Consider the following 19215-nt stretch of genomic DNA (forward strand, 5'->3'; position numbering starts at 1 on the left):
GTTCATCCTTGTCGTACGTGAAGGCGCGGTCGCGTGCGAACAGCCCGCTCAGCGAACCGACTTGACCTTGGTGAAAATGATCAGGCCACCGACGAACGCGAAGACGGCCCCGGTCAGATAGAGCAGCGTGTAGTTCTTCTCGCCGCCGGTGGCGCCCACAGTGATGATGAGGGGCGCGATCAGCGGGGCGAGCGCGCTGGGGATCTTCTGGGCGAACGCCACGACGGCGAGATAGCGGCCCGCCTGCGCGCGGTCCGGGAGGATCGCGAACACGATGGCCTGGTCGACGGCGGCGAACACGGCTATCGCGAGCTGCATCAGGACGGCACCCACGACGAGTTGCGGCATCGAGTGGGCGAACGCCTCGGTGCACGCTCCGAACACGAAGATCGCGGAACCGATGAGGGTGAACAGCTTGCGCCGCCCCAGCTTGTCCGACAGGAAGCCGCCCGCGATCGCGCCCCCGGTCGCGGCGAGCACCCCGATGATCCCGATCGAGGCCACCACCCCGGCGACATCCTTGACCGGGAGGTCGAGCCGCTGCGCGTAGAAGAAGGTGCCGAACGCGGTGTTGAAGTACAGGCCCATGAAGAAGATGAAGCGGCCGAGCCAGTTCCAGCCGAAGTCCGGATAGGTGCGTGGGCTGAAGCCATAGCCGGCGATGAGGCTTTTCACTGTGAGGCCGCCGCTCGTGCGCACGAGCGCGCGCGAGTCACCTTCTGGTTTGAACACGGGGAAGAGGATGAGGAGCGCCGCCCCGACAAGTCCCGGGACCAGGAACACCAGCAGCGTGCTCGACGCCACGGCGTACGCGACACCGATGCCGACCACCGGTGCGATCTGTGTGCCGACGCTGGTCAGCGCCGATACCCGGCCCCGCTGTTCCTCGGGTACCCGGTCCGCCTGCACGTTCTGGATGGCCTGGCCCGCCATGGACCAGCCGACCATGCCGACGATCCACGCGAGCCCCACGAGGAGGACACTCGGCGCGAGCGCGATGCCGAGCAGCGCGACCATTCCGAGGGCCGCGCCGAGCAGCATGAACGGCGTCCTGCGGCCGAGCCGCGAGCGCGTCCGGTCGCTCCACAGGCCGATCAGCGGGCTGAGCACCAGATACACGAACTGTGCGGAGCCGGTGACATAACCGAGCAACTCCTCGCGTCCCGGCTCCAATTCGGAGACGCGGACGGCCAGCGAGTACGACTGCGGGACCATCAGGGCGATGGATGCCCCGAAGCTACCGATCGTCATCCACGCGATGTGGCCCGCGCTGACCTTCCGCAATGCGGGTGCCTCGATTGCGGGACCCGCGGGAGGGGTCCCGTGACCGATGTCCTGAGCCATGAGGAACCCTTCGTCAGCCTTCTCGGGGGACAGGTGCGCCGGGCTTGCGTCCGTCGAGTCCCTGCCAGCGGCGGCGCAGCGCGAACGCGGCCGACTTGGGCCTGCGCTCGCGCGTGAACACGCCCTTCTTATTGCCGTCGACGCGGTGGATGCCGGCCGAGGTCTGGAAGTCGGCGAAGTTCCACACGTGTTCGCCGACGAACTGGGGGATGCGGTCGAAGACCCGGTGGTACATGGCGAGGAGGTCGCTCTGGTACTCCTCGCTCCACGGCGCGTCCCACACCGAGTGCAGGCCCGGCTGGGTGTCGGCGCCGTACTCCGACATCATCACGGGCTTGTCGAACCGTTCGGCCCAGCCGCGCAGATCCTGCTCCAGGTATGTCTCCGCGGTGTCGAGATCGCCGGTGAAGAGGTACCAGCCGTAGTAGCGGTTGATGCTGAGCACGTCGAACAGGTCGCCGATCCGGTCGTTCTGCGGGGTCGCGAACATGACCGCCGAGTACGTGAGGGGGCGCGTCGGATCGAGTTTGCGGGCGAGCGCGACGAGCGGCTCGAAGTACTCCCGCGCACCCTCCTCGTTGGAGGCGGGCTCGTTGGCGAGCGACCACATCACCACGCTCGGGTGGTTCTTGTCGCGGTCGATCAACTCCCTTAGATGCTGGGCGTGTACGTCGCCCATGACGCCGCCGAAGTTCTCCGGTGCGAACGTCGGGGTGGGCGGAATGCCGGTGAGACCGCCCTGCACGCCGAGGTTGAGGCCGACGGCCGCCGTCTCGTCGATGACGACGATGCCGTGCCGGTCGGCGAAGTCCAGGACCTCCTCGGCGTACGGATAGTGACTGGTGCGGAAGGAGTTGGCGCCGGTCCAGTCGAGGAGCTGGAAGTCGTGGACGAGGTAGGCGTCGTCGTGGCCCTTGCCGCGCACCGGGGTGTCCTCGTGCTTTCCGAATCCGGTGAAGTAGAACGGCTCGCCGTTGATGAGGAAGTCCGTGCCGCGCACCTCGACGGTGCGGACGCCGAAGGGGTGCGTGTAGCTGTCGATCAACTCGCCGCCGCTGTCCACCAGTTCGACGACCAGCTCGTAGAGGTAGCCGGCGCCGGGCCGCCACAATGTGACGTTCTCGATGTGGAGGGACCCGTCGGGCCCGGCGGCCTCGGCGACGGTCGCGCCCGCCTCGTCGACGGCACGCACCCGTACCTTCTCGGCATCGCCGACGGTCGCCACGAGATAGTCGACGACACCGGAAGTGCCCTCTCGCCCCGTGACGACGGTGATGTCCTCGATGTACGTGCGCGGTGTGCTGCACAGGCGGACCGAACGGGCGATCCCCGCGTAGTTGTAGAAGTCGTGCAGGTACGACTGGCGTTGACGGCCGTTGGGCACGGTGGTGACCGTGCCCGGCGGGAGTGTCTCGTTCGTCAACCGGTTGTCGACGCCGACCGTGAGACGGAACCCGGTCCCCGGGGGTGCGACGTCGGTGAGGTCCGTCTCGAACGGCGTGTAGCCACCGGTGTGTTCGGCGACGAGTCGGTCGTCCACGTAGACACGGGCGGCGTGCGTGACGGAGCCGAAGCGGAGCACGACGCGCTGCCCGGCCCAGCCGCGCGGCACCCGCACCTCGCGCTGGTACCAGACCACGCCGACGTGATCCCGTATCTCCGGGTCCACGAACAGGTCGTTGTAGCTGGCGGGGACTGGGGCTTCGAGTGGTGTGTCGAGACGCGCGGACCAGGGCTCGGCGGGCGCGCGGGTGTCGAGGGCGAACCGCCACAGTCCGTCGAGGCCGACGATGTCGCGGGTGGGGCTGGTGCGGGGCGAGAGCATGCGGCTCCTACGTTGGTCGGGAAGAGGGGACGTCAGGCGGTGTCGCCCGCGTCGGCGAGGAGCGTGCTCCCGGTCATGAAGGTGGCCAGGTCGCTCGCGCAGAACAGCACGATGCGGGCCACGTCGTCGGGAACGCCGAGGCGGCCCAGGATGGGCGGCTGCATCACGGACATGAGTTGCGAGGCCGCGCCGGGATCCGTGGCCCCGGCGAGCGCGAGGTTCCCCTCGGTGGGCACGTATGTCGGGGCGACCCCGAGCACGCGAATGCCCAAAGGCGCGAATTCGACCGCCAGTTGACGGGTGAGGCCGCGCGCGGCGTGCTTCGAGCCCACGTACGCCGCGAGCCCGGGCGCCGTCCCCCGGAAACCGGCTGTGGAGACGACATTGACGATGGCGCCCCCGTGACCGGCCCCGCTCATCCGGCGCGCGGCCTCCCGGGCACCGAGGAAGACACCCCGCGCGTTCACGGCGAACACCTCGTCCCAGGCCCCCGCGGACATTTCCAGGGCGGGGACGCTTGGGAATATCCCCGCGTTGTTGACCCAGATGTCGATCCCGCCCAGGTCCCGCACCGCACGGTCGGCGGCGGCGGACACACTGTCGGGGTCGGTGACGTCCATCCGGACCGGCAGGGCGCGCCCCTCGAGAGTGTCGGCGGCGGCCACGGCGCGTTCTTCGTCGACGTCCGTGACCAGCACGTCCGCGCCCGCCTCCGACAGCCGCTGCGCGATGGCTCGGCCGAGCCCCTGGCCCGCGCCGGTCACCACGGCGCGCCGGCCGGAGAGCGAGATCAGTTCGGCGAGGGATCGGGACGAGACGTCCGGTACCGGAATCTGCAGGGTGTCGTCTTCGCTCGAAGTCACTGGGATGTCCCCTTCGCTCGAGGTGGCTGACGGGTTCGGGTTCACTGGGCGGCGGCGCGGCGGGCCGCCCCGCCCAGCCAGGCCAGGCTCGGCTTCGGGCGGCGCTCGAAGGTCTCCCGGTCGACCTCGACGAGGCCGAACGTCGGCTCCCAGTGCCCCCACTCGTAGTTGTCGAGCAGGCTCCAGTGCAGATAGCCGCGCACGTCCGCGCCCTCGGCGATCGCCGCTCCGAGGTGGTCGAGCGCCTCGCCGGTGTAGGCGATGCGGCGGGTGTCGTCGTGGGTCGCGATGCCGTTCTCGGTGACCAGGATCGGCAGGCCGCCGGTGACCTCGGCGGTGTGCCGGACCGCGATGGCCAGGGCGTCGGGGCGGTAGGCGGTGCCGACGAGGGTGTTGTCGGGGTGGGGAGGGTGCGGCTCGACGCCGTCCGGGCCGACCCACTGGCCGGAGTACGACTGGACGCCGACGAAGTCGTCGCCGCGCGCTCCGTCCAGGTACAGGTCCTCCCAGATGTGGTCCAGTTCGCGCTTCTTGTCCTCGGCTCCGGGGTGGGCGACGAAGGCGCGGTTGGCGACGGTCAAGCCGACCTTGCCGCCGGGCAGATGTGCGCGCAGGACGTCTCGGGCCGCGTGATGGGCCTCGATGAGACGTTCGCCGATCTTCACGTCCGGGGCGGGAAGCGCGGGGCGGGGGCCCTCGGTGTCGACGGTGGGGCTCTGCCACTCCCCGGACGCCTGTTGATCCGCGGACGCCTGCTGATCCGCCATGGCGCGGGCCATGCCGACCATGATGGCCAGCATGTTCGGCTCGTTCATGGTCACGACCCATTCGACGCCGTCGAGGATCGGACACACCGCCTCGACGTACGCCCGGAAGCGCTCCACGGCCCGGTCGCCGAGCCACCCGCCTTCCTGCGCGAACCACAGCGGGCTGGTGAAGTGGTGCAGCGTCACGACGGGGGTGAGGCCGAGGCCGACGGCCGTGTCGATCATCCGCCGGTAGTGGGCGAGTTCGGCGCGCGAGACGTGGCCGGGGAGCGGTTCGATCCGGGCCCATTCGATGCCGAAGCGGTACGCGGTGAGGCCGGCGTCGGCGAGCAGCCGCATGTCCTCGGCGTAGCGGTGATAGCTGTCGCAGGCGTCGCCGCTGCGCTCCATCCCGGGCATGCGGCCCTCGTTCGCCCAGAAGTCGCTGTTCAGGTTGTTGCCCTCGATCTGGTGGGGCGCGGTGGAGGCGCCCCAGAGGAAGTCGGGCGGGAACGCGGTCATGGGACTGTCCTTCCGGGGGTCGAGCCAACTGTTACCATGTGGTTGGTTTTCGCTCGGAAGGTAGACCGCGATCAATGACGCCGGGAAGACTGTCGTTCGGCTTCGTAATCAGAGCGTTATCGGATGCTGCATCACCCCAGGGGAGGGCGCTGTGAGTCAGGCGAAAGCGCGGGGGCCGTACGCGAAGACGGCGGCCCGCCGGGCGGAGATCGTGCGTGCGGCGCGGGACTGCTTCGCCGAACACGGTTTCACGAAGGCCTCGTTGAGGGGGATCGCGGAGCGGGCCGGCATCACGCACGCGGGGCTGCTGCACCACTTCCAGAACAAGGACGACCTGCTGGCCGCGGTGCTCGCCGATCGCGACACGGAGGAGTGGCAGTACGGCGAGTCGCAGGTCGCCGACATGGACGAGCTCGGCCCCTACCTCGGCGAACTCCTGCGCCACCACCAGAAGTCACCCGAGCTGACACGGCTGTGGCTCGAACTCGCCGCGGCCGCCGCGCGCCCCGACCATCCCGCGCACGCCTACTTCACCGAGCGCTACGAGGTGGTACGCACGAACTTCGCGCAGGGTATGCACGGCAAGGCCGAGCGCGGCGAGCTGCACGCGGGCCTGGCTCCCGAGCACGCGGCCACCCTGCTCCAGGCGGTCCTCAACGGCCTTCAGCTGCAATGGCTGTTGGACCACGACCTCGACATCGTCGGGCCGGTCCGGGCCTTCCTCGACCTGCTGTTCCAGGAGGCGACGGAGGCGGACTGAGCGCCGCGCGGCCCGTGGCCTACGGCGTGCCGGGCTCTCCCTCGCGGTCCTGGAGGAAGTCCTCCACGAACGCGAGCGTCTCCGCGTGCCGGGCGGTCAGGCCCATGGTGTGCTCCATCATCATGTTCCGGCCCAGGGCGTTGGCCAGGACCAGCAGCACCGCCGGGGTCAGCCCCGGCGGCAGCTCGACGCCCGTCTCCTCGATCCGGCGGGTCAGCACCTCCAGCTGCGCCTCGCGGTAGCGCTCCGAGATGCCGGCGAGTTCGGCGCGGATCGTCTTGCGGTGGTTGGCGAGCGCCGCGAACTCCGTGGTCAGCGTGTTGCCCGGGTGGCTCGTGAGCTGCCACAGCGCACGCAGCGGCCGCGGGCCCTCCAGGCGGCGCACGGCGCGCTCCAGCTCACTCTCCGCGCGCCGCCGCAGCATGGCCAGGAACAGGTCGTCGAGCGTGCGGAAGTAGTACAGGACGAGCGCCGGAGCCACCTCCGCCTCGCGCGCGACCCGCCGCACGCCGACGGCCGCGTATCCCTCCTCGACCATGAGGCGCTCCGCGACATCGAGCAGATGCGCGCGGGTCTTCGAAGTCTCGGATCCCATTCGGCGGGGCGCGGCGGCAGTCATGCGGTCATTGTGCTTGACGCCCGCGAAGCGCGGGTGTTAAACAGTCGTTCAGCACCTCGGTTAAACACTCGTTCAGCACCTGTGGCTCCTGAACGGAGGATCGGAACCGATGGCACCAAGCGGCGGACACACCCCGTACGCGGGCACCCGCACTCCCCGGGTCGAGGACCCCCGTCTCCTGACCGGCACCGGAACCTACGTGGACGACGTCGTACGCCCCGGAATGCTGCACGCCCACTTCGTCCGCAGCCCGCTGCCCCGCGCCCGCATCCTCGGCATCGACACCTCCGAGGCGCTCCAACTCGACGGCGTGCACGCCGTGTTCGTGGCCGGCGACCTCAACCCCGGCGTCCACGAGCAGTGGTACACGCTCAACGGGCGCGACGATCCCGACACGCCCCGGCCACCGCTCGCCGAGGGCGAGGCCCGGTTCGCGGGCGACCCGGTCGCGATGGTCGTCGCCACCGACCGCTATGTCGCCGAGGACGCCGCCGAGCTGGTGTTCGTGGACTACGAGCCGCTGCCGCCGGTCGTCGACTACGCGACGGCTCTCGACTCCCCGCAATCCGTGCACGCGAGCCATCCCGACAACCTCGTCGGACAGCTAGGCGGCCGCCCCATGAGCGAGTTGGACCCCGTCTTCGTGAGTGCGCCGCACGTCGTCTCGCAGACGGTCCACCAGCAGTCGCACGGACCCGTCCCAATGGAGACCCGCGGTATCGTCGCCGAATGGACGGCGGCCGGCGGGGAGATGGCGATCTGGGCCGCGACGCAGTCCCCGCACGAGGTCCGCGCGTTCTGTGCCCGCCTCCTCGGTATCGACGAGCACCGGGTCCGCGTCGTCATGCGGGACACCGGCGGCGGCTTCGGGCAGAAGGTGCTGCCGCAGCGCGAGGACATGTGCGTGCTGCTCGCCGCCGCCAAACTCCCCGCTGCCCTCAAGTGGATCGAGGACCGCCAGGAACACCTCCTCGCCGCGGGGCAGGCGCGCCACGAGCACGGCGAGGCCCGCCTCGCCCTCGACGAGGACGGCACGATCCTCGCCGCGACCCTCGACCACGTACAAGACGCGGGTGCCTACCCGACGCCCTCCCCGGTGCAGAGCGGCATCGCCGTCGGCATGCTCTTCCCCGGCCCGTACCGGATCCCGCAGGGCACGTTCTCGTCCCGGTTCGTGTTCTCCAACACCAGCGGGCGGGTCGCCTATCGCGGCCCCTGGCAGTACGAGTCGATGGCCCGCGAAGTACTGCTCGACACGGCCGCCCGCCAACTCGGCCTCGATCCCGTCGAATTGCGCCGCCGCAACATGCTCTCCGCCGACGAACTTCCCACGGCGAACTTCAACGGCATGCCCTACGACCACATCTCCCCGCGGGAGACCTTCGAGCAGGCACTGACCATGCTCGACTACGAGGCCTTCCGCGAGGAACAGGCACGGGCCCGCGAGAACGGCCGCTATCTGGGCGTCGGCACGTGCACCTACGTCGAGCCGACCGCGGGCGCCACTCCGTTCCACGCCACGGAGGGCGCCACCATCCGTATCGAACCCTCTGGCAAGGTCAACGTGTACGTCGCCGGGGGATCCTGCGGCAACAGCCTGGAGACAACCGTCGTGCAGCTGACCGCGGACGCGCTCGGTGTCGCCATTGAGGACGTCAGCACCGTGCAGGGCGACACCGCCGTCACCCCGTACGGCGCCGGAACCGGCGGCAGCCGCTCGGGCCCCATGACGGCGGGCGCCATCGCCGAGACGGCCGGGACACTGCGGGAGCGGATCCTGGCCATCGCCGCGCACCGCCTCGGCGTACCGGTCGAGGACGTCGAGTTCGTGCGAGGACGCGCCACAGTGAAGCGCACCGAGGAGAGCCTGACGCTCGCCGCGATCGCCGATATCGCGTATTACCAGGTGCACGCCTTGCCGCCCGGCACACCGGCAGGCCTGGAGGCGAGCGGCCGCTACCACACACCGCACCTGATGATCTGGGCCAACGCGACCCACCTGTGCACCTGCGAGGTCGACCTCGTGACCGGCGAGGTGAAGCTGCTGAGGTACATCGTCAGCGAGGACTGCGGCCCGATGATCAACCCGAGCGTCGTCGAGGGCCAGATCCGCGGCGGCACAGTCCAGGGCATCGGCGGCGCCCTCTACGAACACCTCGCCCACGACGACGAGGGCAACCCGATCGCCACCACCTTCATGGACTACCTGCTGCCCACCGCCACCGAAGTACCGGTGATCGAGATCGGACATGTCGAGACACCGAGCCCGGGCCCCGGCGGATACAAGGGCGTCGGCGAGGGCGGCGCGATCGGCTCCGCGCCCGCCGTCGTGAACGCGGTCGCCGACGCGCTCGCACCCCTCGGCGTACGCGTCGACCGGCTGCCCCTGACCCCCGCGTCCCTCGTCGAACTCATCGAGCAGGCGCAGGGGGTGACGGCCCGATGAAGCCCGCGCCCTTCACGTATCACGCGCCGACGAGCACGGGTGAAGCCGTCGCCCTGCTCGCCGAGTTCGGCGACGAGGCGAAACCGCTCGCCGGCGGACAGAGCCTCGTGCCCATGCTGGCGCTGCGCCTCGCGACCTTCGGACACCTCGTCGACCTGCGCCGCGTCGAGGCCCTGCGCGGCATCGAGCGGCGCGCCGACGGCGGCGTGCGGATCGGCGCCGGCACGACACAGGCCACCATCCAGCGCTCCGAGGACATCCGCACGGCGATCCCGCTGCTCGCCCGCGCCACCCCCCTCATCGGCCACTTCCAGATACGCAGCCGCGGCACGATCGGTGGTTCGCTCGCGCACGCCGACGCGGCGGCCGAATACCCGGCCGTCGCCCTGACACTGGACGCCGAGCTGGAGGCGGAGTCGCCGCGCGGCAGCCGCACCATCCCGGCAGCAGAGTTCTTCACCGGAGTGTGGAGCACGACGCTGGCCGACGACGAGCTGCTGACGGGCGTCAACTTCCCTGCCTGGACCGGGCGTTGCGGGTACGCCGTCGAGGAGTTCGCCCGCAGGAACGGTGACTTCGCCATCGCCGGGGCCACCGTCGCGCTGCGCGTCGCGGCGGACGGGCGACTCGACCGCTGCGCCATCGGCCTGTTCGGGCTCGGGCCCACCGCAACCCGGGCACGCGCGGCGGAGGCCGAACTGCTCGGCCATGACCCCACTGCGGCCGACCCCGACGAACTCGGCCTGGCAGCAATGGAACAGCTCCCGTCAGTACCATCCGATCTGCACGGATCGGCCCGCTACCGCACCCGCGTCGGCGCCGCCATGGTCGCCCGCGCCTGGCGCCGCGCCGTACAGGAGGCACGCCATGGCTGACCCGGCCACCGTCGACATCCACGTCCGCGTCAACGGGACGGCACGCAGGGCGAACGTCCCGCCCCGGCTCACCCTCGCCGACTTCCTCCGCGTGAACTGCGGCCTCACCGGCACCCACCTCGGCTGCGAGCACGGTGTCTGCGGAGCCTGCACCGTCCTGCTCGACGGTGAGGCGGTGCGCGCCTGCCTGGTGTTCGCCGTACAGGCCGACGAGGCGGAGGTGACGACGGTCGAGGCGATGTCGGACAAGGACGGCCAACTCTCCACCGTGCAGGCGGCGTTCCGAGATCACCACGCCCTCCAGTGCGGGTTCTGCACCCCCGGCCTGATCGTCTCGGTCACTGCCTTCCTCGCCGAGAACCCCAAGCCCACCGACGAGGAGATCCGCGAGGCACTGACCGGGAACCTGTGCCGGTGCACCGGCTACCAGGGCATTGTCGACGCCGTGCGAGCGGCCGCCGAGGAGGCGACGACGGCATGAAACTGGAGAACACCTTCGCCATCCCCGTCCCGGTGGACGAAGCGTGGAAGGTGCTGCTCGACGTCGAGCGCGTGGCGCCCTGCGTGCCAGGAGCGACCCTCACAGGCAGCGAGGGGGACACCCACCAAGGTCGCATCAAGGTCAAGCTCGGCCCGATCTCGCTCACGTACAGCGGCACCGTGACCTTCGTGACGCGCGACGAGGACGCGAAAGTCGTCGTCCTCGAGGCGGGCGGCCGGGAAGCGCGCGGCAACGGGACCGCCAAGGCACGCGTGACGTGCCGCCTGTCCACCGCCGGCCCCGGACACACCGACGTACACGTCGAGACCGACCTCTCCGTCACCGGCAGGCCCGCCCAGTTCGGGCGCGGCACGCTCGCGGAGGTGTCCGGAGCGCTGATGGGCCGCTTCGCGGAGAACCTTGCTGCGGAGCTGACGATCGACTCACCACAACCCTTGGCGGGTTCGGTCCCTGCGGCCCCGCTCGATCTCGCCGACACACCATCGGCCCGCACGGTCAAGCGCGTCGCGCCCATCGCCGTGACGGCCGCCGCGGCCCTGCTGTGGCTCGCCCTGGCCCGCCGCGGCCGACGACACCGCTAGTACCTGACCCAGTACCCGGCACCACCACACCCCACCCGCTACGCCAGGAACGAGGTACCCCATGCCCGGACGCGTAGAAGGCAAGGTCGCATTCATCACCGGAGCCGCGCGCGGCCAAGGACGCAGCCACGCCATCCGGCTCGCCGAGGAAGGCGCCGACATCATCGCCATTGATGTCTGCAAGCAACTCGACGGCGTCCAGTTCGCCATGTCGACCCCCGAGGACCTCGACGAGACCGTCAACCAGGTGCAGAAACTGGGCCGCCGCATCCACGCCGTGCAGGCCGACGTCCGCGACCACGACGCGCTCAAGGCCGTCGTCGACGAGGGCGTCGAACGCTTCGGACGGCTCGACATCGTGTGCGCCAACGCCGGCATCGGCAGCAACGGCGCCCTCTCCCACCAGATGGACGAGCAGACCTGGCGCGACACCATCGACATCAACCTCACCGGTGTCTGGCTCACCACCAAGGTGTCGATCCCGCACATCATCGCCGGCGGCCGCGGCGGCTCGATCATCCTCACCAGCTCCGTCGGCGGCCTGCGCGGCCACGCCCACATCGGCCACTACGTCGCCGCCAAGCATGGCGTCGTCGGCCTGATGCGCACCCTTGCCTGGGAGCTCGGCGAACACAACATCCGCGTGAACTCGGTGCACCCCAGCCAGGTCAACACCCCGATGGTGATGCACGAGGGCACGTACAAAATGTTCCGCCCCGACCTGGAGAACCCCACCGTCGACGACTTCGCCGCCGTCTCCCAGAGCATGCACATCCTGCCCACCCCATGGGTCGAGGCCCGCGACATCAGCAATGCCATCCTCTACCTCGCCTCCGACGAAGGCCGCTTCGTCACCGGCAGCACCCAGACCGTCGACGCGGGAGCCATGCTCAAATGACCACCACCGAAGGCCTCTCCTGGGACCCCTTCGACCCGGCCCTCGCCGTCGACCCCTACCCGCTCTACGCCCGCCTGCGCGAAGAGGCCCCGCTGTACTACAACGCACAGCACGACTTCTACGCCGTCAGCCGCTTCGCCGACGTGCAGCGCGGCCTCGCCGACTGGGAGACCTACTCGTCCTCGCGCGGCGACATCCTGGAGATCATCCAGGCGAACGTCGACATCCCGCCCGGCACCCTCATCTTCGAGGACCCGCCCGTCCACGACATCCACCGACGGCTGCTCGCCCGCGTCTTCACCCCGCGCCGCATCGCCGAACTGGAGCCGCAGATACGGGACTTCTGCATCGGCGTCCTCGAACCGGTCACCGGCGCCGAACGCTTCGACCTCGTGGAGGCGGTCGGAGCCGAGATGCCCATGCGGGTGATCGGCATGCTCCTCGGCATCCCGGAGGCAGACCAGGCGACGTACCGCGACCGGACCGATGCCACGCTCGACACGACAGGCCGCGGCAGGCTCGACCCCTCCGAAATGCTCAACACCGAAGGGCTCCAGGAGTACATCGACTGGCGCAGGAAGCACGCGTCGGACGACCTCATGACCGAGCTGATGACCGCCGAGTTCGAGGACGAGACGGGCACCCGCCGCACCCTCACCGACGAGGAGGTGCTCACGTACTGCTCGGTGGTGGCAGGCGCGGGCAACGAGACGACGGGACGCCTCATCGGCTGGTTCGGCGCCCTGATGGCCCGCTACCCGAAGGCTCGCAGGGAGCTCGCGGCCGATCCGTCACTCATTCCGAACGCCATCGAGGAGATCCTGCGTTTCGAACCGACGGGCCCCTTTACCGCGCGCTACGTCACCAAGGACGTCGAGCTGTACGGGCGCACGGTGCCGGCCGGCAGCGCGATCCTGTTCATCCAGGCCGCCGCCAACCGCGACCCCGAGCGCTTCCCCGACCCGGACCGCTTCGACGTCCACCGAGTCACCCAGCACATGTCGTTCGGGGCCGGCGCCCACTACTGCCTCGGCGCGGCCCTCGCCCGCCTGGAGGGAAGGGTTGCGGCGGAGGAGATCCTGCGCCGCTTCCCCGACTGGGAGGTCGACTGGGACGCCGCGGAACTGGCCCAGACCTCGACCGTACGAGGGTGGAAGACGCTGCCGCTGGTGATCGGTGGTGCGGGGCGATGACACAGCGGTGGACCGTCGCCGTCGATCCGAAGGTGTGTGTCCGCACGGGACTGTGCGTGGCCTCGCTGCCGGCCGCCTTCGAGCGCGACGAACAGGGACAGGGCCGGGCCCGGGCCGAGTCGGTGCCCGCCTCCGAGGAGGTCCTGGAGATCGCCGAGTCCTGTCCGGTCGAGGCGATCTAGATCGAGGACGCGGAGAGCGGGAAGCCAGTCTTTCCTCCGGAGTGACGCAGCACTGAAAGGGGAGAGGCGAGGGACGTCCGTCCCTCGCCTCTCCCGTCGTCCCCCGTACGGCTACCCGGGCATCGCCGCCCACGCCGCCTCCACGGCGTCCGCGAGCGCGTCCCCCTTCGCGAACCCGTAGTAAGCGGCGAACTGCAGCACGATCTCGTCCATCTCCGCCTTCGTGATGTCACCGGAGTGCAGCGCCGCGGTGACATGGGAGCGCAGCGGCACCGGTGAGTCGTCGAGCGCGACACACGTGACGGTGATGATCCGGCGGTCGCGGCGGGCGAGTCCCGGGCGCTGCCACACATGGCCGAACACGAAGCTCAGGATGCCCGCGTGGCGGTACGGGGAGGTCGGCGGGGGCGCCGGCGTCAGGTTCACGTCGACGAACTCCTCGACGCCGCGTTCCAGGCGCTTGTTCAGGTCGGTCGGCCCGAGTGTGTCGTTGCCCAACTCCGGCCAGGGCGGCGCCTGTTCGCCGCGTGCTCGGTGGATGCGGTCCCATTGGCGGCCGATGGCGCCTTCGAGGTGTGAGGCCTTGGGCCAGCCGCAGTACACGGCGAAGTGCAGCACGAACTCCAGCATCTCCGTGAGCGTGATGTCACCGCTCGCGAGCGCCGCGTGGACCTGCTCCTCGATCGGCTCGGGCGCGTCCGCAGCCGCCACGCAGGTCAGAGTGGTCCAGCGCCGGTCCCTTCGGCTCAGCCCCGGCCGCGCCCACACCTGCGCGTCCAGGAATTCGCGCGACGCCCGGCGGAATGGTGTGTCGTGGGTGACGTTCATGGCGGCTCCTCGTGGTTCCTCGTCACTACGCGCGGATGAAGACGTTCTTGGTCTGCAGGAACTCGTACAGCCCTTCCTTGCCGCCCTCGCGCCCGTGCCCGCTGTGCTTGTAGCCGCCGAACGGCGCGCCCGGCGGCTGCCCCGACGCCCCGTTGACATGCACGGTGCCTGCCTGGAGGCGTGGCACGACGCGCTGCACACGGGCCACGTCCCGGGTGTAGAGGACCGAACCGAGGCCGTACGGCGTCGAGTTGGCGAGCCGCACCGCCTCGTCTTCGTCATCGAAGGGCAGAACGCTGAGCACGGGTCCGAACACCTCGTGCCGGGCCACGTCGCTGTCCTCGGCGACGTCCGCGAGCACCGTCGGCTCGACGAAGCTGCCGCCCCGGACCTGCGGCGGCAGCCCGCCCGGATCGACGGCATGCCCGCCCGTGACGAGCCTGCTGGTGTGCGCGGCCTCCTCGATGACGCCGAGGATCCGGTCGCGTGCGGCCGGGCCGATCACCGGACCGAGCGCCGTCGTCCGCTCGAAGGGGTCGCCCACAGTCAGTGCCTCGGCCGCTCGCGCCGCGGCAGCCACGACATCCTCGTACGCGTCGCGGTGGACCAGGAGCCGCGTGCTGAGGTTGCAGCCCTGACCGGAGAGATTCATGCAGGAACGCACGGTCTCGGCGACCGCCGCGTCGAGGTCCGCGTCGGGAAACACCACGCTCGCCGTCTTTCCGCCGAGTTCCAGCAGCACCGGCTTGAGGGTGTGACGTGCCGCGTCGAGGATCTTCTGCGCCGTCGGGATGCCGCCGGTGAACGAGATCATGTCGACGTCCGGGTGGCACACCAGATGATCACCGGCCTCGGGACCGCCCGGCAGGATGTGCAGGACCCCGGGCGGCAGCCCCGCTTCGAGGGCGAGCTCACCGAACCTCGCCACCGCGAAGGGAGCCAGGTCCGGGGACTTGACCACCACGCAGTTTCCGGCCGCGAGCGCCGGGGCGATCTTCATGCCGACCGACATGACCGGGCCGTTCCACGTGAGGATGATGCCCACCACCCCGTACGGCTCCGGCACGGTGTAGTCGAGACCCGGCACCATGAGCGGGCTCGGCGGGATCGTGGCACCTTCGATCTTGTCGGCCCACCCGGCGTAGTAGCCGAACCAGCCTGCGCACAGGTGGGCGAGCGCCGACGCCATCATGATCGGCGCGCCGATCTCCAGGGTCGTGAGCCGGCCCAGCTCGCCCGCCCGCTCCAGCATCAACTCCTCCACACGCTGGAGGATGCGGCGCCGCTTGTCCGGGGACATCGCCCGCCACTCGGGCTGCGCGGCGCGCGCGGCGGCCACCGCGTCGTCCACTTCTTGCGGCCCGCTGAGCAGCACCGAGCCGTTGACACGACCGGTCGCCGGATTGAGGTGGTCGGTGGCGCCCAGTGAGGTCTTCTCGGGCCAAGAGCCGTTGATGAGCGGGCCGGTGACGCCGAGGTCGTCGGTGACGGGGGAGGGGCTTGCGGTCATGTCGGTGCCGCCTCGTTCTCGGGGAAGGACGTACGGGAGGGCGTGAGGGGAGGGGTCGTTCCGCGTGGGACCGGAGGTGCGTGGTCACAGCCGGGTGACCCAGCCCCCGTCCACGTTGATGGTCTGGCCGTTGATCCACTCGCCGGCCGGCGACGCCAGCAGGAGCAGCGTGCCGAGCAGGTCATCGGCGGGTGCCTGCTTCTTCCCGGGGATCGCGGAGGCGAGCGCCGCGCGCGCCGGATGGTCGGCGGGCAGACTCTTGAACCCGGGTTCGTTCTCCACGAGGCCGGGCGCGATCGCGTTGACGTTGATGCCGAGTGGGCCCAGCGAACGGGCGAGCCCCACCGTCACATTGACCAGTGCCAGCTTGCTCACCCCGTAGATGCCGCCGCCCATGAAGGCCCCGGCCGACACCTGGTTGATGATCCGCCCGCCGCCACGCTCCACCATCGACGCCTTCACGGCGCCCGCGCAGACGATCGCGCCGAACACATTGACCTGCATGACCCGGTCGAACCACTCACCGGGCAGTTCGAGCAGGTCGACCTGCGGGATGTCGGCCATCAATGCCGCGTTGTTGACCAGGATGTCGACCCCGCCGAACGCCTCGACGACCTGGGCCGCCATGGCCCCGGCCGAGTCCCGGTCGGTGATGTCGACTCGTACGCCGAACGCGTGCAACCCGTCGGCGGCAAGGGACTTGGCGGCCCGATCGGCGCCCTCGCCGTCGAGATCCGCGAGCGCGACACGTGCCCCGGCCTCGGCGAGGGCCCGCGCGTAGACCTGGCCGATGGCGCCCGCGCCACCGGTGACGACGGCCACCTTGCCGTCAAGGCTCATGCGGTCGATGGTGCTGCTCCTGGTCATGCGGCGCCCTTTCTGGGACGGGTCAGGTACTGGTCGACGTCCGCGCCCAACTCGCGTAGTTCCTCGGCGGCTTCGGGTGCGGTGAGAATGAGGAAGCGGTCCTCGTCGACGCCGTCGGCGACCAACTCGCCGACCGCGTCCGGATCGACGACGGAAAACGAGGGGCCCTGGGGCGCGGCCGGCTCCCCGTAGAAGGTGATCTGCTCGACGATGTTCGTGGCCACCCCGGCGGGGCACAGGCACGAGACACCGATGCCACGCGGCCGCAGATAGAGCGCAAGCGATTCCGACAGGCCGACGACCGCGTGCTTCGTCGCCGTGTACGGCAGCCGGTCGAACCCGTACGGCAACAGGCCCGCGGTGGACGCCGTGTTGATCACGTGCCCTGAGCCCTGCTCCAGCAACACGGGCAGGAACACCAGGTTGCTGCGCACCACGCCGAGCAGATTCACATCGATCACGCGCTGCCAGGCGTCGAGCGGAATGTCCTCGACGGGGCCGACGGCGAGGATCCCTACGTTGTTCATCACCAGATCGACGCGGCCGAACCGGTCGAGCGCCAGGTCGCGCACGGCCCGCAGCGCGTCGAGGTCGGTCACGTCACACGGGGCGGCGACACCCCGGCCGTCGAGCTCCCCGGCCACGGTGCGAGCCCGGTCGGCGTCGAGATCGGTGACGACGACCCGGGCTCCGCGCCGCGCGAAGGCGTGGGCGGTGGCGCGGCCGATGCCGCTGCCCGCGCCGGTGATGACCGTGACCGCGTCGCGCAGCCCGATACTCATCGAACCACCGCTCCTTCAACGTGGGTTGACTGCTACGGGTGGAGGGACAGGGCCTCGGCGTGCGGCGGCGCCGTATCGAGCGCGGTCAGAGTCGCGGGCGATACCGGGGCTTGAAGGAAGCCGACGATCCCGTCGAGCAGATCGCCGGCGTGGGCGGCGAACGGCAGCACCTGTTCGGCGCGGGCCCGGCTCTGTTCCCGCTCGGCGCCCGCGTGGACGGCGAACGCCGTGGCTCGCGCGATGCGGTGGCCCCGCAGTGGCTCGGGCACCCCAGCGAGCAGGGCGCCGACCTCGGTGCGGAAGCGGGTGGTGGGGGCCAGGAGTTCGGGTGCGAGGCGGTCGAGCACGTCCCGGCGGCCGTGCTGCTGCAACTTGGCGACGAAGCTGAGGTAGCGGCTTCCGTCCCGCTCGCCCTGTTCAAGCACCGGCACGACGTGGCACGCCACCCAGGACCTGACGTCGCGCGGACGCCGCTCGTCGACGAGTGCGTCGCGTCGCGCGTTGAGGTCCCGCAATCGGTACTCGAAGATCGCCTGGATCAGGGTCTGCTTGGATCCGAAGTGGTACTGCACCGCAGTGTTGTTGCCGTTTCCGGCGGCCGCGCTGATCTGCCGGAGGGATGCCCCGTCGAGACCGTGCTCGGCGAGCAGGCGCTCCGCTGCCAGGATGATCTGTTCCTTGACGGAGACGGACGAGACGGACGACGAGGCCATCACCACTCCTCAGGAGAGGGCGCTTTGATGTATTGGAGAATTACATTTCCAACTGATGGGAATGGAAGCACGGGCCCTGCGTGAAGTCAACTGCCTTAAAAGCGGGGGCTTTCCACCGCTCCCCGATGGGTGGCGACCTCGTCGACCAGTCCCCAGGCCAGCGCCTGCGGCGCCGTCAGAAAGGCGCCGGACAGGGCGAGGAACGCGGTCCTGTGCCGCCCGATGCGCGGCGGAATGCCGGCCGTTCCGCCCGCGCCGGGGATCAGGCCCATCGCGACCTCCGGGAGTCGGATGCAGGTGTCGGGCGCGGCCACGACCCGCGCGGCGAACGACGCCATTTCGATCCCGGCGCCCACGCACGCGCCGTGCAGATGTGCGGTGACCCTGTCCGCGCAGCGCGACAGCAGAGCCGCCGGACTCCGCTCGACGCGCACCAGATGCGCACGGGCCGGATCGCGGGCCGTGCCGAACTCGGAGAGGTCCCCGCCACTGCAGAACGAGGGGCCGCTGCCGCGCAGGTCCACGTGTCTGAGCGCCGGGTCGGCGACGGCGACCGCCAGTGCCTCGCACAGGCCGTCCCGGGTCACCGCGTCGATCGCGTTGCGCACCCACGGGCGGTCGAGCGTGATGGTCAGCCGCTCGCCTTCGCGGTCCATGCGCACGGGCTGTGCGGCGGGCCGAGGGGCCCCGCGCACGGTCGTGGCCAGCCACTGCCGGAACACCGTGCCACCCTGCAGGGTCGAGTACGCGAGCGACTCGGCGACGAGCCGGTCCGGCGGGGGCAGATGTTCGCCCATGCGCAGCACTTGGACGAGGATCGTCGCCGCCTCGGAGCGCCCCGCGACTGTTTCGGCGAGCCGGGCCGCCGTCCGGCGGAGGTCGGGGCAGCTCACCCAGGGGCGGGGCGCGTGCGGTGTGCCGGTGAGCAGGATGTCGTACGGGTTCGGGGAGATGTCCAACGGCTCGGCGGCGTAGCCGATCGCGACGTGGGGGCGCGGGTCGCGGGTGCGAAGCCGGGGCGCGTGGTCCAGGTCGACCAGGTCGCAGGGAGTCTCCATGGCATCAGCGCTCCGCTCTCCCGTTCGGGTCCGGGCGAGTGTAATTTGGCTGGCCGGATCGAGAGAAGGGGGAACGCCGGATTGGAGAGCATGGTTCCCTT

General features: G+C 70.3%; 19 protein-coding genes. 8 read left to right on the forward strand and 11 right to left on the reverse strand.

The features are described from left to right. Positions 1-48: 48 nt before the first annotated feature. From OG746_RS21580 to OG746_RS21595, 4 genes are all read right to left on the reverse strand, one after another. Complete coding sequence (locus tag OG746_RS21580; protein ID WP_266716916.1) at positions 49-1251, reverse strand: MFS transporter; 1203 nt, start codon at positions 1249-1251, stop codon at positions 49-51. A gap of 106 nt (positions 1252-1357) precedes the next feature. Further along, positions 1358-3169 (reverse strand): beta-glucuronidase, encoded by a 1812-nt coding sequence (gene uidA, locus OG746_RS21585; RefSeq protein ID WP_266716918.1) that lies wholly within the window; start codon positions 3167-3169, stop codon positions 1358-1360. Positions 3170-3201: 32 nt separating this feature from the next. After that, a complete protein-coding gene (locus OG746_RS21590; protein WP_266716920.1) occupies positions 3202-4032 on the reverse strand; it encodes an SDR family NAD(P)-dependent oxidoreductase in 831 nt (276 codons plus the stop codon). 41 nt (positions 4033-4073) lie between these two features. Continuing rightward, entirely contained in the window at positions 4074-5300 is a 1227-nt protein-coding gene (locus tag OG746_RS21595) for a glycoside hydrolase family 1 protein (RefSeq protein WP_266716922.1), read from the reverse strand. 151 nt (positions 5301-5451) lie between these two features. Here OG746_RS21595 and OG746_RS21600 point away from each other — a divergent pair, with 151 nt between their 5' ends. Further along, positions 5452-6060, forward strand: a complete 609-nt coding sequence (locus OG746_RS21600; protein WP_266716924.1) for a TetR/AcrR family transcriptional regulator — start codon at positions 5452-5454, stop codon at positions 6058-6060. A 19-nt stretch (positions 6061-6079) separates the two neighbouring features. Here OG746_RS21600 and OG746_RS21605 read toward each other — a convergent pair whose 3' ends face one another. Next, positions 6080-6679: a TetR/AcrR family transcriptional regulator gene (locus OG746_RS21605; protein WP_266716926.1), complete on the reverse strand. Its 600-nt coding sequence runs from the start codon at positions 6677-6679 to the stop codon at positions 6080-6082. A gap of 109 nt (positions 6680-6788) precedes the next feature. On the opposite strand from OG746_RS21605, the gene OG746_RS21610 reads away from it, so the two are divergent. From OG746_RS21610 to OG746_RS21640, 7 genes are all read left to right on the forward strand, one after another. Beyond that, positions 6789-9125: a xanthine dehydrogenase family protein molybdopterin-binding subunit gene (locus OG746_RS21610; protein WP_266716927.1), complete on the forward strand. Its 2337-nt coding sequence runs from the start codon at positions 6789-6791 to the stop codon at positions 9123-9125. Further along, positions 9122-10000 carry an FAD binding domain-containing protein gene (locus OG746_RS21615; RefSeq protein WP_266716929.1) on the forward strand — a complete coding sequence of 293 codons (879 nt, stop codon included), beginning with the start codon at positions 9122-9124 and terminating at the stop codon, positions 9998-10000. The genes OG746_RS21610 and OG746_RS21615 overlap by 4 nt, the downstream gene beginning before the upstream one ends. Next, a complete protein-coding gene (locus tag OG746_RS21620; protein ID WP_266716931.1) occupies positions 9993-10481 on the forward strand; it encodes a (2Fe-2S)-binding protein in 489 nt (162 codons plus the stop codon). The genes OG746_RS21615 and OG746_RS21620 overlap by 8 nt, the downstream gene beginning before the upstream one ends. Next, the gene (locus tag OG746_RS21625) at positions 10478-11083 is read left to right on the forward strand and encodes an SRPBCC family protein (RefSeq protein WP_266716933.1); all 606 of its coding nucleotides are present in this window, start codon (positions 10478-10480) and stop codon (positions 11081-11083) included. Before OG746_RS21620 ends, OG746_RS21625 begins: the two co-directional genes overlap by 4 nt. Before the next feature lie 61 nt (positions 11084-11144). Further along, positions 11145-11981: a mycofactocin-coupled SDR family oxidoreductase gene (locus OG746_RS21630; protein WP_266716935.1), complete on the forward strand. Its 837-nt coding sequence runs from the start codon at positions 11145-11147 to the stop codon at positions 11979-11981. Beyond that, entirely contained in the window at positions 11978-13174 is a 1197-nt protein-coding gene (locus tag OG746_RS21635; RefSeq protein ID WP_266716937.1) for a cytochrome P450, read from the forward strand. The genes OG746_RS21630 and OG746_RS21635 overlap by 4 nt, the downstream gene beginning before the upstream one ends. Beyond that, a complete protein-coding gene (locus OG746_RS21640; RefSeq protein WP_266716939.1) occupies positions 13171-13356 on the forward strand; it encodes a ferredoxin in 186 nt (61 codons plus the stop codon). Before OG746_RS21635 ends, OG746_RS21640 begins: the two co-directional genes overlap by 4 nt. Positions 13357-13467: 111 nt before the next feature. Here OG746_RS21640 and OG746_RS21645 read toward each other — a convergent pair whose 3' ends face one another. The 6 genes from OG746_RS21645 to OG746_RS21670 form a co-directional block, all read right to left on the reverse strand. Next, on the reverse strand, positions 13468-14184 hold the full coding sequence (locus OG746_RS21645) for a carboxymuconolactone decarboxylase family protein (protein ID WP_266716941.1): 717 nt from the start codon (positions 14182-14184) through the stop codon (positions 13468-13470). Positions 14185-14209: 25 nt separating this feature from the next. Beyond that, complete coding sequence (locus tag OG746_RS21650; RefSeq protein WP_266716943.1) at positions 14210-15694, reverse strand: aldehyde dehydrogenase family protein; 1485 nt, start codon at positions 15692-15694, stop codon at positions 14210-14212. Positions 15695-15778: 84 nt separating this feature from the next. Further along, positions 15779-16561: an SDR family oxidoreductase gene (locus OG746_RS21655; protein ID WP_266716945.1), complete on the reverse strand. Its 783-nt coding sequence runs from the start codon at positions 16559-16561 to the stop codon at positions 15779-15781. Then, entirely contained in the window at positions 16558-17343 is a 786-nt protein-coding gene (locus OG746_RS21660) for an SDR family oxidoreductase (RefSeq protein ID WP_266716947.1), read from the reverse strand. Before OG746_RS21660 ends, OG746_RS21655 begins: the two co-directional genes overlap by 4 nt. Before the next feature lie 32 nt (positions 17344-17375). Further along, positions 17376-18056 carry a TetR/AcrR family transcriptional regulator gene (locus tag OG746_RS21665; RefSeq protein ID WP_266716949.1) on the reverse strand — a complete coding sequence of 227 codons (681 nt, stop codon included), beginning with the start codon at positions 18054-18056 and terminating at the stop codon, positions 17376-17378. A 95-nt stretch (positions 18057-18151) separates the two neighbouring features. Beyond that, a complete protein-coding gene (locus OG746_RS21670; RefSeq protein ID WP_266716951.1) occupies positions 18152-19114 on the reverse strand; it encodes an enoyl-CoA hydratase/isomerase family protein in 963 nt (320 codons plus the stop codon). Between the last annotated feature and the right edge of the window lie 101 nt (positions 19115-19215).

Origin of the sequence: Streptomyces sp. NBC_01016 (assembly GCF_026341035.1) — a bacterium.
Lineage (GTDB): Bacteria > Actinomycetota > Actinomycetes > Streptomycetales > Streptomycetaceae > Streptomyces.

Coding starts and splice junctions, on each gene's coding strand:
- OG746_RS21580 (WP_266716916.1), bottom strand. CDS start 1,251: ATGACGATCGGTAGCTTCGGGGCATCCATCGCCCTGATGGTCCCGCAG.
- uidA (WP_266716918.1), bottom strand. CDS start 3,169: ATGCTCTCGCCCCGCACCAGCCCCACCCGCGACATCGTCGGCCTCGAC.
- OG746_RS21595 (WP_266716922.1), bottom strand. CDS start 5,300: ATGACCGCGTTCCCGCCCGACTTCCTCTGGGGCGCCTCCACCGCGCCC.
- OG746_RS21605 (WP_266716926.1), bottom strand. CDS start 6,679: ATGACTGCCGCCGCGCCCCGCCGAATGGGATCCGAGACTTCGAAGACC.
- OG746_RS21610 (WP_266716927.1), top strand. CDS start 6,789: ATGGCACCAAGCGGCGGACACACCCCGTACGCGGGCACCCGCACTCCC.
- OG746_RS21615 (WP_266716929.1), top strand. CDS start 9,122: ATGAAGCCCGCGCCCTTCACGTATCACGCGCCGACGAGCACGGGTGAA.
- OG746_RS21620 (WP_266716931.1), top strand. CDS start 9,993: ATGGCTGACCCGGCCACCGTCGACATCCACGTCCGCGTCAACGGGACG.
- OG746_RS21625 (WP_266716933.1), top strand. CDS start 10,478: ATGAAACTGGAGAACACCTTCGCCATCCCCGTCCCGGTGGACGAAGCG.
- OG746_RS21630 (WP_266716935.1), top strand. CDS start 11,145: ATGCCCGGACGCGTAGAAGGCAAGGTCGCATTCATCACCGGAGCCGCG.
- OG746_RS21635 (WP_266716937.1), top strand. CDS start 11,978: ATGACCACCACCGAAGGCCTCTCCTGGGACCCCTTCGACCCGGCCCTC.
- OG746_RS21640 (WP_266716939.1), top strand. CDS start 13,171: ATGACACAGCGGTGGACCGTCGCCGTCGATCCGAAGGTGTGTGTCCGC.
- OG746_RS21645 (WP_266716941.1), bottom strand. CDS start 14,184: ATGAACGTCACCCACGACACACCATTCCGCCGGGCGTCGCGCGAATTC.
- OG746_RS21650 (WP_266716943.1), bottom strand. CDS start 15,694: ATGACCGCAAGCCCCTCCCCCGTCACCGACGACCTCGGCGTCACCGGC.
- OG746_RS21655 (WP_266716945.1), bottom strand. CDS start 16,561: ATGACCAGGAGCAGCACCATCGACCGCATGAGCCTTGACGGCAAGGTG.
- OG746_RS21660 (WP_266716947.1), bottom strand. CDS start 17,343: ATGAGTATCGGGCTGCGCGACGCGGTCACGGTCATCACCGGCGCGGGC.
- OG746_RS21665 (WP_266716949.1), bottom strand. CDS start 18,056: ATGGCCTCGTCGTCCGTCTCGTCCGTCTCCGTCAAGGAACAGATCATC.
- OG746_RS21670 (WP_266716951.1), bottom strand. CDS start 19,114: ATGGAGACTCCCTGCGACCTGGTCGACCTGGACCACGCGCCCCGGCTT.